The organism is Moorena producens 3L (assembly GCF_000211815.1).
Classification (GTDB): Bacteria; Cyanobacteriota; Cyanobacteriia; order Cyanobacteriales; family Coleofasciculaceae; genus Moorena; species Moorena producens.
In genome coordinates this window covers 39,852-55,414 of the sequence record NZ_GL890874.1, presented here as the reverse complement: position 1 = coordinate 55,414, position 15,563 = coordinate 39,852, and the positions used below count along the sequence as shown (strand labels likewise).

The window sequence follows — 15,563 nt, the reverse complement described above, 5'->3', positions numbered from 1 at the left end:
TACGTACGTACGTACGGTAGGTGNGCAAAAGGACTAAACTTCGTAAGTCCTATTAATATCATCTAGGGTGCTTGAACTAGTTCGTCTTCAGGAATCTACTCAGAAAATGTGACAGGAAAATCCCTATGTCAACCAGGAAGTCAACCAGGAAGAAATTAGCGAATGCGATCGCAAAACTACTCAAACAGGTAGTAAAACTGTCTCAAGCCATCACCAAACCCTTGATGCGTTGGCTATTGCGTAGCTTATTTATTTTACACCGTCGGTCGCGGGTGGCAACAGCAGGCTTTGTGTTGCCTACCGCGATTATGGTGACCTTGGTGGTAACCTTGCTGGTAACTGCCATTGTGTTGCGCTCCTTTGACCGGGTCAAAAATGCCAGTAATTATCGCGTCAATCAAGCGGTGTTCAATGCCGCCGCTCCTGCCATTGAGCGGGCTCAAGCCAAATTGGAAGCCTTGTTTGCTGACCCCACCCTGCCCCGCTCCACCCCATCAGAGGAAGCGTTGGAAAATGCCTTCAAGAATACCAAATACAACTTTGGTGATGAAACCCGTTTGACCCTCGAAGACGAAGTCACTCAAGACACCATAGACACTGCCTGGAGGTTTCCGGTTGATACGGATAACAATGGCCTATTCGATAGCTACACCCTCTACGGAATTTATTTCAAAAGTCCACAGCCAAATCAAAATCAAAATCAAAATCCATTAAGAAACCCAGACTCCAGAACCTCTGTACAAGCGAGAACGCCACCGATGGGGGAGTCCAACGACAGCGATCGGTGTCCCCTAGCCGGTGACACTAGCGCTAGCCTAGTGGATAATTCCGGGTGGTTTAAGTCTGGGTCGAAATTAAAGAAAAGTATATTTGTTTACACCGCAACGGTGCCGATTGTGGCTGGGGATAACAACATAGATGGTCAAACCTATGAGGCTTACAAGGGTGAGGCGGGATTCTCAGCTCTAGAGTATCAGCAAGACCGAGCCAGAATTCCCCTAGCCAACAATGCCATTGTCTACGAGGATGATTTACAAATTACTCCAGGGGATGGCATCCAGATTAATGGCCGGATTTTTACCAACGGGAATTTTCTAACCGGTAATCGTCGGGGAAATAATGAGTATTTTCAAGTCAGTAGCCCAAAATCTTGTTACTACAAGGAGGAAAACAGCAAGATTATTGTCGGCGGCAATATGGCCTTTGGTCGTGTTGATCAGAAAGAACATAATAACAAAGGAGGAAAAATACATCTGTTCAATGGGAACGGAGCACCGAACACAAATGTTAACTTAGGCCAAAATGATAAATCCGTTGACGAAACACCCGATAAGATTGGGGATAACAGCCAAGCCTACACGGCACGAATTAATGATCTGGTAAAGAAACAGTTTGATAGAGGTGGGGGTACTGATCCAAGGGAAGTTGAAGAAAGGTACGAAGACTTTGACGGTGAGGAGCTTGACAGACAACGGCTCAAAGCTCTAAGGATATACTTCAAAGACCGCACCCGTCGTGTTCCCTATGCTGAAATTAAGGAGGGTGGAGACCCTGGAAATGCCAATCTCCAAGGTACTGGTAACGAGCTTCGTCCCGAGGATAAATGGATATTTCCCTATAAACCAGGTACTACAAACAGTAACAATAAGCTAAAGCTGAATATCACTGGAAATAAGCTCAGTCCCGCCGCAACGGAACCAAGCCTACAAGAGGATCAAGGTAAGGAACGAAAAATTGGCGATCGCGTTTTGATCGGTCATGGCTTACCGGCTCGATGGTGGGATAACGATGCAAAGCAATTCCAAGGTGCCAGAGCTAAACAAGACATAGATAAGAAGGTGGAGTGGGATAACTTTGAGGATGAGGACAAGAAGGTGCGCTTCCGCACTACCCAAGTTACTCCCTTGTCTGAGTTAGGGGATACTGACCGCAATGGTTTCTGGGAACGAAAAGCTGCACAGCAACCTAGTCAGCCCCTGGAAGGGATTGGGGGATTGCGGGTAGTTACCGGTGCTGGGATTTATGTGGATGATGATGAGTCTGATCTGTTGCCGAGAATCAAAGGACAACCTGATTTCCCTCGCGATAACCGCAATACTCTTAATAATCCTGATTTGGAGTCTTATTTGCCCCCTCCGGCTTGGGATATTAGGTTTGTCGATCCCGGAAGTCGGCGTATTGATGACAGAATACAGGTAAATGACATAACAGCCCAATTGAGAGGATTCCCCATAGTCGTCTGGCCAGATACCATGCCCATGCATGGTGGTGTAGATGGTGATTTAACTGGTAATAATAATGGTATGGCTCCTAATGGTGATGACATTACTGATTTTTACCAGAAAAGTGACCTATTAATGAGGGCAAGCGCCGTTTATCACTACACCCAAAACCCAGGAAAGAACCCAGAAGAAGAAAATGGTAATTTTGACCAAGAACCGATTGCCTGTGTCAGTAGCTACTATGACCCCACAGATGAAGCATCGGCTTACAATGCATTTGCATCTGGGGATCAGGATTGGGACAATGAGCGATTTGATCCTGGCAATCCTAACCAAGGAAGGTCTAACAATGGCATCGTTTACCCCTTTCCTGGTAGAAATGCTGGCGACTCAAGACTGAGACGACAATCCCAATTAGTATTTCCCAATGGGCGTCTTGTCAACGAACCCTTGAACACAGCTTTATTCAAACCAGCAGGTGAGCGCACCCTAGCTGATAATTCAGCTATTGATACCGCAAGTTGCGCCTTAGCAATTTTAGACGGCAGTGCTACTCCTATGGGTAGTCCACCGATACCTCATGGGGCAATCTACGAACAGTCCTTTTTGAATGCCAGACAAGTCCAGGATATTAATCAGGCTCCTAACCAGTCCAATAACTATAACTTATCTGAGCATACCTATGACCTAGGGATAGAAGACCGTCAGCCTCTGGAAATCAGGACTACGGTGTTGGATCTCAATCTGCTCAGAACAACAGAAATTGGGACATCACCCAAAGGTCCCAGCCCAGAATTTCTGTTACCCGATAGCGGAGTTATCTACGCCACCCGTGATGATGCTTTACCAGACCTCAGTCAGAATGATCCTAACGCTACCCCTCAAGAAAATCTCAGCTCCAGTAGCGTAGACTTTACCGTTGACCCCACCCGCCGTCCCAATGGGATTATGTTACGCAATGGGACAGTCCTAGCCCGTAAAGACGAAAGTAACTCATTTAAATTGACCGATCCGCCAGGAGCAGAGAAGGGCTTAATTTTAGCCACCAATTTGCCAGTGTATATCAAAGCTGATCCCAACGTTATCGCTGGGTCTAAGATACAATCCGGCTTTAATTTGCACCAAACCCCTGGGGGAAAGTTGGTGGAAGAGTTCAAGGATCGACTACTGCAAAATGATGAATGGGATGATGGCGAAAATGGTAATTTCTACGGTCGTGACACTCTCGAGGAAAACTTTGCTTGTCGCAAAGAGGATGATAGATTGCCGAATTGTAATTCAGGGGATTTGTGGCGACCAGCAGTAGTGATTGCTGATAGCGTTACCCTACTGTCTAATAATTTTGAGTTTGGTTACCGCTCCGATGGCGACTATGACCTGAGGGGGATACCAATGGGTAGTAACTTAGACCCGGATGATGACTTAATAGACCCTGTAAATGAGGCTAACTTTAATAATGCTGACCTGAATGGCAACGGTGTTCGAGGTGACACTCAGGTTCTAGAGTCTCAAATTGTCATAGGTTATGACGTGAATGGGGATGGTGACTTAACAGATACTTTCAATGAGCCGGATATTAACTTTAACCCTGATACTAATCAAGGGTTTGACCTAAATGGTGATGGTGATACAACTGACATTAGCGTTCCGGAGTCTGAGATACATGTTGCTGTAGGACTAAAACTAAATGGCATATTTGACAATAATTTTGTCACTAGTGCCAACTGGTGGGATGTGGACGGCACTCCTGGTATTGATACTCCAGATGCCAATGGCAACCCTCAACCTAGTACTTTACAAAATCCGAACGGTAGAACTGTAAACAGTTCCTACCTAAGCAATTTTGTAACTCCAATTCAGCGACGGGTGGAATTTCCAGAGTATGTGATGGAAATCTGTCGGAAAGTACCGGTTTCAGCTTGTAGACCTGAGGACTGGGTGGTTAGTGCACAAGGCGTTAATCCACCGCAAAGGGCTAGTGACCTTGTGGGAAATAATGTCAATCTACTTTTCTCCGGCACAACCGCAAAACCTGCCATAGAACCCAAAGATCGACGCTATCCCCGTCGCATTGCTTTCAAACGGGATACTGGCAATAAATTGGAGCTAGATAGTGATAATCTTCCGACTCCTCTGGGAATCAACGGAACGGATGGAACAGTAGATAATTCAGGGACCGTCGCAGAATACCCATACAATACTTTCAACCCTACCAACAGACCTCGATTACAACCACATGCTCTGTGGTATAGAACAACTAGAGATCCTTTGGATTTTACCAATACCGCTCTAAGCTTCGGTACCGACAGACCACTATTTTTCCCAAGGCCATTAAACCCAACAACAGAGCAACCGATGTTGGTACCAGTCCTACAAGTTCATTCCCTGACTGCTGAACCCGGACGAAGGAATAACGGACTCCCGATAAGAGAAGGGGAATGTGTGGAAATCCAAGAGGGCTGGACACAGCGAGCCAATCCCAATCAGAACCCGGACGGAGAAACCTTCAATTTAGTGATTGCTTCCGGGGATAGTCCCCCAAGCCCAACGGAAAATAATGGTGGTGTAGCTAACTTCGTCCGTTACCTAGAAAACTGGCGGCAACCGGGAGGAAGCTGCAGGGAAACAGACGGTATTCCCGCTCGGATCAGTGGCTCTCTGATCCAGTTCAAGCGTTCTGCCTATGATACAGCCCCATTCTGGCATGGTTCCCAGAATGCCCCGAATGAAATAGTTCCCAGTCGATTTGGATACCAGATAGATGATGATGATCGAGGGAATGGGTCTTTCATGCCCTATGCCGCTGCTAGTGGCCGACTTCCCTATTACATGGCACCCAAACGTCGATATGGTTTCGATGTGGCTCTGTTGACTCAGTTACCAGACCTTTTCTCTGGCCTGTTTACCACTCCCTCAGCGGGAGACCCTGATGAGTTTTTCCGGGAAGTTTCCCGAGATGACAGCTGGGTGGAAACTTTACTGTGTGCTAAAGACGATAAAGGAAATCTAGCGGTTAACGGGCGCTATTGCCGGAAATAAAAGGTTTTCAGGTTGGAGGTTAATTGGTTGAACTATGAATAATCAAGCACGATTGTGATTAATCTCAGGGTGGTGGGCAGTGCCTACCACCCTGATTTGCCAGAAAATGAATTGGTCTGATGCACTGCCCACCCTACATCTACATCTGGCTCCGGTTCCCCCCTTGTTAAGGGGGGTTAGGGGGGATCTGACACTCCCAATTAACCGAGCAGTGCCTACCCAACCTTGGGTGGTGCGTTACGGGGCGGACTATCCCAAGACTGGCTACGAGGCGAAAAATAATGGCAAGCCCGCCCCTAACACACCCTACGCAACTGCCATCGGTGGTGGGCAGTGCCAATCCAAGTCTATGGCACGCAAATCAATCTAACTCCAGCACTGCCCACCCTACATATTTCGACTCCCTTAATAATTAATAGTTAAATCATGATCAATCCCCAGAAGCAACAACCCCTTTGTCAATCATCAGATGCTGGTTTCACAATCATGGAATCCTTGATGGCAATGCTGATCATTACTATTCTGATGCTTGGCATCTCACCCATGATTGTTTTAGGGGTGGCCAATCGAGTCCAATCGCGACGAGTAGAACTAGCAGTGCAAGCAGCTAGAGGCTACATCGATGGTGTGCGGAGTGGAGCCATCGACCATCCCGAAGACAAGGTAACTATGACAGATGACGACATACGAACAAAAAGAGATAAATTTGCGAAGACTGATGCTCCTCCTCCAACATCAAAGTTAAACGGTTGTAACAAAAATTCCTATTGCGAGAATGACCCTAATACCAGTATTTACTGTATAGATCTCGATGAAGGTGGCTGTAGTAGTGACAGTCCAAGAGACTTAATCATCCAGGCATTTCGGAGTATCACTTCATCAGGAGACCCAAGTAATAATATTGATAAAAGCTACTTTCTGGGGGTGCGGGTTTACCGAGCCGATGCCTTTAAGGATAAAGGTGACTTGACCATTGGTGAGAAGGGGGCTAAGGCAAAAGCCAGGGGACCAGGATTAAGCGATCGCAAAGCCCCCCTAGTAGAAATGACTACAGAAATTACCACAGGTAAACCCGATTTTAGCCTTTTTTGCCAGCGCCTAGGGGGTTGTAAATAATCTTGTAACGAATACGGTAATTACTATCAAATACTACTAACAAAAACCCTAACCATGATTAGCTCACTCAGAAAGTTACTCGCCCATCAACTCAAAAACAATAAGCCTAAGATCAACCATGGCGGCTTCACCTTAATTGAACTCCTGGTGGCCATGATTGTTGCGGTACTGATCATCGCGCCACTATTAAGATTTATGATTACTATTGTCGATACAGACCGTAAAGAGCAAGCCAAAGCTACCTCAGAACAAGAAATCCAAGCCGCTATGGACTACATAGCCAGAGACTTGGAGCAAGCGGTCTATATCTATGATGCTTCTGGAGTTGAAAGAGACAATGCTGGAACAGCGGACGACTCTGGAATCCAAGACCAAATCCCACCAGTTGCTGCAGCACCAGGTTGTAACAAAGGTAACTGTCAACCTGTGCTGGTATTCTGGAAGCGGAAGTATTTTTATAGAGAAGACAAAGTCAATGGCAAAACCATTGGCGACTTTACCAATAAAAATGATACCTTTGTCTATGCTTTGGTTGCCTATTACTTAATCACTGAAGAAAATGATAAGTGGTCAAATATTGCTAGAATTGGTCGGTTTGAAGTTTATGATAAAATCATCGATGTCACTTCAAATAAAGTAAATAAAGTTGGTATACCTGCTAGCCCAGGCTTTAAATCCTTTGATCTTAGCAAGAAAGGAAACAGCCTCAAGGAAAAATTGAATCAGTGGACAAAAGAGGATGCTCCTTACACTACTAAAGCTCAAATCTTGGTAGATTACATTGACAACAAAGCAACGGCAATAACACCAGATTGTCCAAATAATTATTTGCTAGTTCCAAGTGAACCAAACGGTGGCTTCTATGCTTGTGTGGATGCAGAAAAAAGAATTGCCCAATTATTTTTGATAGGGAATGCTTTAGCTCGGCTCAAAAATAATCCAAATGACTATGAATACAAACCAAACCGGTCTAGCTATTTCCCGACCGTAACCATGCAAATTGAAGGACGGGGTTTCTTAGGACTATGAATACAAAGAAGACCGGTCTCGCTATTTTCCTAGTGTAACCATGCAAATTGAAGGACGGGGTTTCTTGAATATTAACTAATATAGCAGTTTGGAATTGGGTGAGGTACGTTTTTTTAGGGAGTAGGGAGTAAGGATCCCCCCTCACCCCCCTTAATAAGGGGGGAATGGAGGAATAAGATTGAATGTACTTGATAAATATCAGAAACGCTATAGCATTTTATGTAGTTACCGTTTTCTATTAATTATATGTTTACATCTCAACTAAAAATGTTATATCATAAAACCCTAAGCCGGAAACCAAATCAGGATGCTGGCTTCACGTTGATCGAATTAATAGTAGTTATATTACTAGTAGGAATTTTATCCTCAATTGCTGCTCCCAGCTGGCTGGCATTTGTGAATCGACAACGAGTGGGTAAAGTGAATGAGAGAGTATTAAGTGTAATCCAGGAAGCCCAGCGACAAGCTAAAAATAAAAAACTCAGCTACAGTGTTAGTTTTAGGATGAACGGCAATGATCCACAAGCTGCTGTTCATCAGGCTAAGGATAATCAGGGCAATGCTCAAACACCTGAGACCTTTCAATGGCAGAGTTTAGTTGGTGATTTAGGGGTCAAACCAGACCAAGTTTGGATTGCTACAAACCTAATTGATGACAACAAATCTGGCGGAACATTATCGGGTTTAAGTGACGATAAAACCATTACCTTTGATAACCAGGGCGTTCTAGAGGATCCAGACATTGGAAATGGCTTAGCTATCGTAGTAGCTGTTCCTGATTCTAAGGATAAAGATAACCCTATTGAAGCTACCAAGCGATGTGTAATAGTAAAAACTATCTTGGGTGCCCTAGAAACTGACAGAAAAGAGGGATGTCCTTAGTCAACATAGTGCTGAGTTTTGCCTAGATGGTCAAGAATTAACTATACCAGTATTAGCTGGTACAGAAATTACTGAAGTTTTGTTGGGTTTACCCTGGCTAGAGGAAAGACCCTTAGTGGTAGACAAAAAAGCTGGTTTGTTGAGTCTGGGAGACTAGCTTATAGACCCGGTGGTGCGTTACGGGGCGGGCTGTGCAAAGGCTGACGACGAGGCGGAAAATGAGTGCCAGCCCGTCTGATCACGCACCCTACGCAACTACTCCCTACTCCCTAATCCCTTCCCAATAACAATAAAGCTAAACTAAAGACAACCGAAAAAGTTCTGAAATCGCTATTTCAGGTCTTTTTTTTTCAGAACATTCTCCCTGTTAGTCGTTCAAAAAATTAAATTAAATCAAACTATATCAAGCAACAATTGTAAGTATTCAGCCGTCAGCCGTGGCCTTTGGCCACGCTACTTGAGGTGCCGTCAGCCGTCAGCCTTAAGCTGATAGCTGATACGCGACACGCTGATAGCTAATAGCTGATAGCTTAGGCACAATTAAACCAAAGGTCAAACTTAAAATCAGGGTGATAGTCCATGCAATTCAATAGCCAACAGGGCGATCAATCCCGAGCTGATGCGATCGCTGGATTCACTCTACTGGAAACTATTCTGATAGTGTTAGTAGTTGGACTATTGGCTGCGATCGCAACCCCCAGCTGGCTTACCTTTATCAATCATCTGCAGCTCAACATAGCCCAAGACGAAATCTACCGAGCCATGCGGATTGCCCAAAGCAACGCCAAACGAGACAAAGCGACCTGGCAAACTAGCTTTCGAGAACAAGATGGTATTGTCCAGTGGTCAATTCACCGAGCGATGGGAAAAACATGCATCTTAGATCAAGTCCATTGGCATAGCCTAAGCCCTACCATTGCCATCTACAAAGACAAAAATAAGAAAGGTAAATCCGAAACTACCCTAGCCAAACCAAAGGGAGACTGTTCAAATACTGGACCATGGCGAGTCCAGTTTAACCACAAAGGAAACACCAACGGACAACTGGGACAAATCACCCTAATCACCAAGAATAATAATAACAATATCACCACCCAACGTTGCGTTTACGTATCCACCCTAATCGGAGCCCTGCGCAAGGGTAGATATCATCCTAAACCGAATAACAGTAAGAAATATTGTTATTGAGGGCAGCAGGGAATTGGGAATTGAGAATTGAGAATTGAGAATTTAGAATCGGGAATCGGGAGTAGCCATACAGGAAAGTTTTGAAAAGTTGTTGATCTGGCTCCCCATCTCCCCATCTCCCCACACTTCCAGAAGTTCCCCACTACTGCAACTCTGCTTGAGTCTTCTGATCATCAAGCTTTAAAATTAACACTCCCAGGGGTGGCAAACACAAATCTAGGGAATAGTAATGATTGTGGAAGAACCATTCATCTGTCCACTTACCCCCTAGATTCCCCATATTACTACCACCGTATTGGCGAGCATCACTATTGAGCAATTCCTTGTAGAATCCCATCTCGGGGACTCCTACTCGATAATGACTATGGGGCTGAGGGGTAAAATTGCACACTGTCACAATAAACTCTTCCGAATCGTGAGCATAGCGAATGAATGACACGACACTATGGCGATTGTCACTACAATCAATCCATTCAAACCCGTCCTGGTCAAAATCCTGAGTATAAAGCGCTGGTTCCCTACGATACAAATAATTCAGGTCAGTAATAAACTGCTTCAAATTTTTATGGGGTTGATATTGCAACAAATCCCACTCCAAATCTCCCCAGACATTCCACTCACTCCACTGACCGAACTCCATACTCATAAATAGAGTTTTCTTACCTGGGTGAGCAAACATATAAGCATACAGACAGCGGAGATTAGCAAACTTGAGCCACTCATCCCCGGGAATTTTCCCGAGCATATTACTCTTGCCATGAACCACCTCATCATGAGATAGGGCAAGCATATAATTCTCAGCATGGTTGTACCACATGCTGAAGGTAACATTATTCTGGTGGAACTGGCGAAACCAGGGATCCATGCTAAAATAATCTAGTGTATCATGCATCCAGCCCATATTCCACTTCAGATTAAATCCCAAACCTCCTAAATAATTTGGCCAAGACACCATCGGCCAATCCGTTGACTCTTCGGCAATGGAGAGAACACCAGGATAATAACCAAAAATTACGTGATGAGTTTGCCTGAGGAAATCCACCGCTTCAAGATTTTCCCGACCCCCATACTGGTTTGGTATCCATTGTCTATCCCCACGTAAATAGTCTAGATAGAGCATAGATGCTACGGCATCCACCCGCATCCCATCAATGTGGTACTTATCAAACCAGAACAAAGCGTTAGCTACCAGAAAATTCCGCACTTCGTTACGGCCATAGTTGAAGACTAAGGTTCCCCACTCCTGATGTTCACCCTGACGGGGATCCGCGTATTCATAGAGATGAGTACCATCAAAGAAAGCCAAACCATGAGCATCTTTGGGGAAATGACCGGGGACCCAATCCAAAATTACCCCAATCCCATTTTGGTGGCACTGGTCGATCAAAAACATCAAGTCTTGTGGGCTACCATAGCGCGAGGTACAAGCATAGTAACCGGTAAGCTGATAGCCCCAAGACCCATCAAAGGGATGCTCCGCCAAAGGCAAGATTTCGATATGGGTGAAGCCCAATTCTTTGATATAAGGAATTAATTTTTGGGCTAGTTCTCGGTAAGTCAGGAAACGGGCTCCTGGTTTGAGGTCTGAAACGGTTACCACCGTTAGGGTTTCACCATTTGCTCCCTGAGGAAGTTCAGCTGAGGACCCATGAAGCCAAGAGCCCAGATGTATCTCATAGACAGAAATCGGTTGCCTCAAGGGGTCAGTGTGACGCCGATGCTCCATCCAGTCATGATCATGCCACTCATAGCCATCCAAGTCGGTAACAATAGAAGCAGTTTTCGGTCTGACCTCTTGTTGGAAACCATAGGGGTCAGATTTTTGATAGATATGACCTTCGGAATTTTTAATCTCGTACTTGTAGGCTGCTCCTACTCCCAGTTCAGGAATAAATAGTTCCCAGATACCGGTGGCTCCTTTGCGCATCTGATGTTGACGCCCATCCCAATCATTAAAATCTCCGATGACTGAAACATTACGAGCATTAGGTGCCCAAACGGCAAAATAGACTCCCTCAACCCGATCAATTTCTGTAGGATGAGCCCCCAGTTTCTCGTAGATGCGGTGATGATTCCCTTCGGCAAATAAGTGCAAATCAAACTCGGTTAGTTTGGCAGAACGGAAGCCATAGGGGTCATAGCTAACCCATTCGCGTCCGCCTTTTTTAATCCGCAGTTGGTAATTAGCCAGCCGAGGTATTTCAATTTCCACCTCAAAGAAGTGAGGATGGTGTACCGATTGCATTGGGTAAGACTTCCTTTCCGTTGGCAGAAGTACCCATGCTGCTTCTGCATTTGGTAGATAAGCCCGCACTACCCAACAAACCTTACCATCCTGCTCAAATTTATGGGAACCAAGCACCTCAAAGGGGTTATGATGTTGGTTTCCTACGATCCGGTCAATTTGTTCGGGAGTAATTCTTGAAGACATTAAGGGTATACAGGTCTGGCAATATCACCGTTAGAAGGGAAGGATTGTCCGAAACAAATCGCTCAGTTGCAGCAGAAAAATCAATTCTCTAATCTTGGGGTCAAGGCCAGGTTTGGTTGAGCGTTGTGCTATGGCATCTTGCAGTTGGGCGTATTCAGCGGCACTAAGTGGCTTGCCATCAAGAGGCGATCGCGCTTCAATAATAATCTCAGTTCTCAACACCTCTTCCGGTACATCCTCCGGAGGTGGTAAACACCAAGCTGGTCTAACTAGAAGTATAGCGATAGTTAATTCTAGGCCAATTCCTAACAATTTCAACAATTTAGCCATGACCAACAGGATTGAGTCGTTAATCAAATCCTATCTCAACCGATTCACGAGTGGGTGTGGCGTCTGGATTTATAAGCTTGGCTGTGTGATTTATTTACAGGGATTTCCATTGATGGGATTGGCCTACGGCCACGCTACCCGAGCGCACACTTTGCGCATTTGTTTCCTGTTTTGGTCTAACCTGAGGGTGATGGCTAGGGTTATGGGTTTTCTCAGGGGTTTGTTTGTGATTTTTACTAATAATTCCTAGGGTATCACAAATCCCCGTCTGTCGCTAACTAAGGATTCCTCCTGAATCTGAGCTGATGCTAAGATAGTTGCGTTCTAGCATCATCTTTCTAGCTAGTAATAACTGCTACCAAGTTAATCCTGGTTAGCAGCGCTTCTTGAGTTAGCTGACCAGCCTAAGACCTCAGAGGTCTAGGTTACTGGTAAGGGTTAAGGTTCCTAGCTTAGGGTCAAATATCCACTTCTTTGCTCTAGAACTAGGTCTTTAAACGGGGAGGAATCTACCGCCAGTAACTTTAGCATGGGCATTGGTTACGTCTTGCTTCAACGGCAAAGGATAGGCATTGTCACGGGCTCAAACCCCGAAACAGTTAAGAACTGCACCTGTTCTGGTTCACCATCAGAAAGTCAGTCAGTAGTCTCGGCCATCAGATAGTTTTCCTGCCCTGATTAAAAGTTACCGGTTTGCCATAGGTGTTTCCAATAACTAAGGAGTTTTTTATGAATGCTGTTCCTCCCTCTGCTCGCACTCAAAGAAATCGGTCTCAGCAATCATTGGCTATTTCAAAAGACAAACGTTCCAGGATAGCACGACCTCCCACACATACTATGATGTCACCGAAAAACCCTAAGCCAAAGGTTGAAAACCTGAGTGTTTTGCAGCAGCAAACACCATTTTTGTTGAAAGCCTTACTATTATTAAAACGTGGCTCAGATCTAGTAACATTTACACTAATTGCTACTGCGGTCACGGTTTATTCTTGGACAGTTTACAGCCAGCAACAATGGAGCCAAGAGTATCGTAAGCTAGAGGAGCTGCAAAGAGATGAGCGCAATATGACAGCAACAACGGAAGTGATCAAAGATCAACTCGCTCAACAGGCTGAAAATCCAGCTACAGGGCTGGTTACTCCCAATCCAAGTAATACAATTTTTATGAAACGAGCTCCTGAACGTCCTCAGCGCCAGCCATTTACCGCTTTCACCAAACCTCCTGAGCCAAAACCCAAGAAAATAACACCCCTGGGTTACTAGTTTTGTGCCTAGGCATAGGGTCTAATGTGATAGACTAGAGATGGTAGGGAAGATAAATTAAGAGCTAACCGCCACCTGCCAACTAAAAGCAAGACTTTTTGTATTGTTCCGGCGCGGAGGGGCATCCCGTGTCGTTAATAAAGCTTACCGAGTAACCGTTCGCGCAGCGTCGGCGAAAGCCGATACCTTTGGGTGGTGTTGGTAAGAAGCCCGCACTGTGCCGATAGGCCAGTGTCGGGAGTATGTCACTTAAGTGTGTCTGTTTAAGTATATTTATTTAGGTATATTTGTTAAACAATGATAGTCACGTAAACCCCTATGAAACCCGGTAAGTCACTGGGAAACAACCGTTTGAGACTGCTAATGATATGGGTAATAATGATGGCAGGCGGCAGTGGGCTGTTGCTAAATTTATACCGTTTGCAAGTTTCAGAGGGATCGTCCCTAGAGGAAAAAGCACGGCGGCAGCAAATGGTATATATGCGGCCGTTTGTACCTCGCCGTCCTATTGTTGACCGGAAGGGGAATGTTTTAGCCATCGACCGACCTGTCTATACATTGTATGCTCACCCGAAGTTGTTCAAAAAATCCTTACAGGAAATTGCTGCTTTGCTGGCTCCGATGATCAAAAAAACACCAACAGATTTGGAGGAGCGGTTCGGTAAACGCAAGAGTGGTATTCGCTTGGGCAATACGATCCCAGAAGCGATCGCTGACCAAATTTCTCGGTTGAACTTAGATGGTTTAGAGTTGATTCGACAATACTCCCGCTTTTATCCCCAAAATGAATTGGCATCGGATGTGGTGGGTTATGTAAACATTTTCGATCATCGGGGTCAAGCGGGTCTAGAATACACCCAAGAAAAGTTCCTAGAACGGGAGATCCGAAACATCCGACTGAGCCGTGCTGGGAATGGAGCCTTGATGCCAGGTCATGTGCCAGAAGGATTCATGCACCTTGATGACCTGCGGCTACAACTAACTATCGATACTCGCCTGCAACGAGCGGCTCGCTCTGCCCTCAAGCAAACCATCAAGAAGTTTAATGCAGAGCGTGGCAGTATCATAGTGATGAATGTACACAATGGTTCCTTGTTAGCCCTAGTTTGTGAGCCAACCTACAACCCCAATCAGTACTCCAAATTCGATGTGAGTTTGTTTAAAAATTGGGCGCTGTCAGACTTGTATGAGCCTGGTTCTACATTCAAACCCCTAAACGTTGCGATCGCATTAGAAACTGGTACCATTACAGCCCAAAGCTTGTTCAACGACACTGGCAAGATTCAAATTGGCGCATGGCCGATTCTCAACCATGACTATAAATCAGTAGGCGCTCGGGGCATGATCAATCCCAGCAAGATTCTGCAACATTCCAGCAATGTGGGCATGGTGCGGATGATCAGAAAGATGAAACCTGAGGTTTACTATGACTGGTTAGAGAAGCTAGGCTTAAAGCAAAAAGTAGGAATTGAGTTACCAGCTGAGACCGCTGGACAGCTCAAAAGTAAGTACAAGTTTAAAGTTTCGCCAATTGAACCAGCTACGGCTTCCTTTGGTCAAGGTTTTTCCTTAACCCCAATTCAGCTAACTCAGATGCTAGGTGCCCTTGCCAATGGTGGTAAGCTAGTGACTCCCCATGTGGTTCGGGGATTGTTTGACACCAAAGGGAATCCCCACTGGCAACCACGGCGTCCGGTACCGAGACGAGTATTTTCCCCCAACACTACTCGGACAGTGGTGGAAATGATGGAAACTGTAGTAACCGATGGTTCTGGAAAGGCATCCCGCATTGCTGGTTATCGGATTGCTGGTAAGACCGGTACGGCTCAGAAAGCCAGTCCTACTGGCGGCTATTACAGCGATGCCAAGATAACTAGCTTTGTGGGAATTTTGCCCGTAGAATCTCCCCGCTATGTAATCTTAGCAGTAGTCGATGAACCCCAAGGCATTGCCTTTGGTTCTACCGTAGCTGCACCATTAGTCAAATCAGTTATAGAAGCACTGATTTCCATTGAGCGAATTCCACCATCATCTCAAAATTTCCGGCAGTAGGAAAACTCGGT

The 15,563-nt window shown here is 45.4% G+C and carries 12 protein-coding genes; 9 read left to right on the top strand and 3 right to left on the bottom strand.

Going from position 1 to position 15,563, the window contains the following annotated elements:
* The first annotated feature begins 125 nt into the window (after positions 1 to 125).
* From hpsA to LYNGBM3L_RS12350, 6 genes are all read left to right on the top strand, one after another.
* The gene (gene hpsA, locus LYNGBM3L_RS12375) at positions 126 to 5,261 is read left to right on the top strand and encodes a hormogonium polysaccharide biosynthesis protein HpsA (protein ID WP_008183237.1); all 5,136 of its coding nucleotides are present in this window, start codon (positions 126 to 128) and stop codon (positions 5,259 to 5,261) included.
* A gap of 79 nt (positions 5,262 to 5,340) precedes the next feature.
* The gene (locus tag LYNGBM3L_RS12370; RefSeq protein WP_131827236.1) at positions 5,341 to 5,631 is read left to right on the top strand and encodes a hypothetical protein; all 291 of its coding nucleotides are present in this window, start codon (positions 5,341 to 5,343) and stop codon (positions 5,629 to 5,631) included.
* A gap of 56 nt (positions 5,632 to 5,687) precedes the next feature.
* On the top strand, positions 5,688 to 6,377 hold the full coding sequence (gene hpsB, locus LYNGBM3L_RS12365; RefSeq protein ID WP_008183233.1) for a hormogonium polysaccharide secretion pseudopilin HpsB: 690 nt from the start codon (positions 5,688 to 5,690) through the stop codon (positions 6,375 to 6,377).
* A gap of 54 nt (positions 6,378 to 6,431) precedes the next feature.
* Complete coding sequence (gene hpsC, locus LYNGBM3L_RS12360) at positions 6,432 to 7,406, top strand: hormogonium polysaccharide secretion pseudopilin HpsC (RefSeq protein ID WP_008183232.1); 975 nt, start codon at positions 6,432 to 6,434, stop codon at positions 7,404 to 7,406.
* 246 nt (positions 7,407 to 7,652) lie between these two features.
* Positions 7,653 to 8,288: a type II secretion system protein gene (locus tag LYNGBM3L_RS12355; RefSeq protein ID WP_008183230.1), complete on the top strand. Its 636-nt coding sequence runs from the start codon at positions 7,653 to 7,655 to the stop codon at positions 8,286 to 8,288.
* Positions 8,289 to 8,867: 579 nt separating this feature from the next.
* On the top strand, positions 8,868 to 9,476 hold the full coding sequence (locus LYNGBM3L_RS12350; protein ID WP_008183228.1) for a pilus assembly FimT family protein: 609 nt from the start codon (positions 8,868 to 8,870) through the stop codon (positions 9,474 to 9,476).
* On the opposite strand, the gene LYNGBM3L_RS48595 is transcribed toward LYNGBM3L_RS12350, so the two are convergent.
* The 3 genes from LYNGBM3L_RS48595 to LYNGBM3L_RS12340 are packed head-to-tail and all read right to left on the bottom strand — an operon-like array spanning position 9,470 to position 12,237.
* Positions 9,470 to 9,592 (bottom strand): hypothetical protein, encoded by a 123-nt coding sequence (locus LYNGBM3L_RS48595; protein ID WP_267872021.1) that lies wholly within the window; start codon positions 9,590 to 9,592, stop codon positions 9,470 to 9,472. The two genes, LYNGBM3L_RS12350 and LYNGBM3L_RS48595, sit on opposite strands and share 7 nt — an antisense overlap.
* A gap of 26 nt (positions 9,593 to 9,618) precedes the next feature.
* The gene (gene glgB / locus LYNGBM3L_RS12345; protein WP_008183225.1) at positions 9,619 to 11,907 is read right to left on the bottom strand and encodes a 1,4-alpha-glucan branching enzyme; all 2,289 of its coding nucleotides are present in this window, start codon (positions 11,905 to 11,907) and stop codon (positions 9,619 to 9,621) included.
* A 30-nt stretch (positions 11,908 to 11,937) separates the two neighbouring features.
* Entirely contained in the window at positions 11,938 to 12,237 is a 300-nt protein-coding gene (locus tag LYNGBM3L_RS12340; RefSeq protein ID WP_008183222.1) for a hypothetical protein, read from the bottom strand.
* Between LYNGBM3L_RS12340 and LYNGBM3L_RS38270 the strand changes: the two genes are divergently transcribed.
* From LYNGBM3L_RS38270 to LYNGBM3L_RS12330, 3 genes are all read left to right on the top strand, one after another.
* Entirely contained in the window at positions 12,236 to 12,487 is a 252-nt protein-coding gene (locus LYNGBM3L_RS38270; RefSeq protein WP_008183220.1) for a hypothetical protein, read from the top strand. The two genes, LYNGBM3L_RS12340 and LYNGBM3L_RS38270, sit on opposite strands and share 2 nt — an antisense overlap.
* 479 nt (positions 12,488 to 12,966) lie before the next feature.
* On the top strand, positions 12,967 to 13,500 hold the full coding sequence (locus tag LYNGBM3L_RS12335; RefSeq protein WP_008183217.1) for a hypothetical protein: 534 nt from the start codon (positions 12,967 to 12,969) through the stop codon (positions 13,498 to 13,500).
* Positions 13,501 to 13,863: 363 nt separating this feature from the next.
* Positions 13,864 to 15,552, top strand: a complete 1,689-nt coding sequence (locus tag LYNGBM3L_RS12330) for a peptidoglycan D,D-transpeptidase FtsI family protein (protein ID WP_071986869.1) — start codon at positions 13,864 to 13,866, stop codon at positions 15,550 to 15,552.
* Positions 15,553 to 15,563 lie beyond the last annotated feature (11 nt).

What these genes read in the sequence shown, in the direction of transcription:
- LYNGBM3L_RS38270 (WP_008183220.1), top strand. Translation starts at nt 12,236, where the DNA reads ATGACCAACAGGATTGAGTCGTTAATCAAATCCTATCTCAACCGATTC.
- hpsA (WP_008183237.1), top strand. Translation starts at nt 126, where the DNA reads ATGTCAACCAGGAAGTCAACCAGGAAGAAATTAGCGAATGCGATCGCA.
- hpsC (WP_008183232.1), top strand. Translation starts at nt 6,432, where the DNA reads ATGATTAGCTCACTCAGAAAGTTACTCGCCCATCAACTCAAAAACAAT.
- glgB (WP_008183225.1), bottom strand. Translation starts at nt 11,907, where the DNA reads ATGTCTTCAAGAATTACTCCCGAACAAATTGACCGGATCGTAGGAAAC.
- LYNGBM3L_RS12340 (WP_008183222.1), bottom strand. Translation starts at nt 12,237, where the DNA reads ATGGCTAAATTGTTGAAATTGTTAGGAATTGGCCTAGAATTAACTATC.
- LYNGBM3L_RS12330 (WP_071986869.1), top strand. Translation starts at nt 13,864, where the DNA reads ATGATATGGGTAATAATGATGGCAGGCGGCAGTGGGCTGTTGCTAAAT.
- LYNGBM3L_RS12350 (WP_008183228.1), top strand. Translation starts at nt 8,868, where the DNA reads ATGCAATTCAATAGCCAACAGGGCGATCAATCCCGAGCTGATGCGATC.
- LYNGBM3L_RS12355 (WP_008183230.1), top strand. Translation starts at nt 7,653, where the DNA reads ATGTTTACATCTCAACTAAAAATGTTATATCATAAAACCCTAAGCCGG.
- hpsB (WP_008183233.1), top strand. Translation starts at nt 5,688, where the DNA reads ATGATCAATCCCCAGAAGCAACAACCCCTTTGTCAATCATCAGATGCT.
- LYNGBM3L_RS12335 (WP_008183217.1), top strand. Translation starts at nt 12,967, where the DNA reads ATGAATGCTGTTCCTCCCTCTGCTCGCACTCAAAGAAATCGGTCTCAG.
- LYNGBM3L_RS48595 (WP_267872021.1), bottom strand. Translation starts at nt 9,592, where the DNA reads ATGGGGAGATGGGGAGCCAGATCAACAACTTTTCAAAACTTTCCTGTA.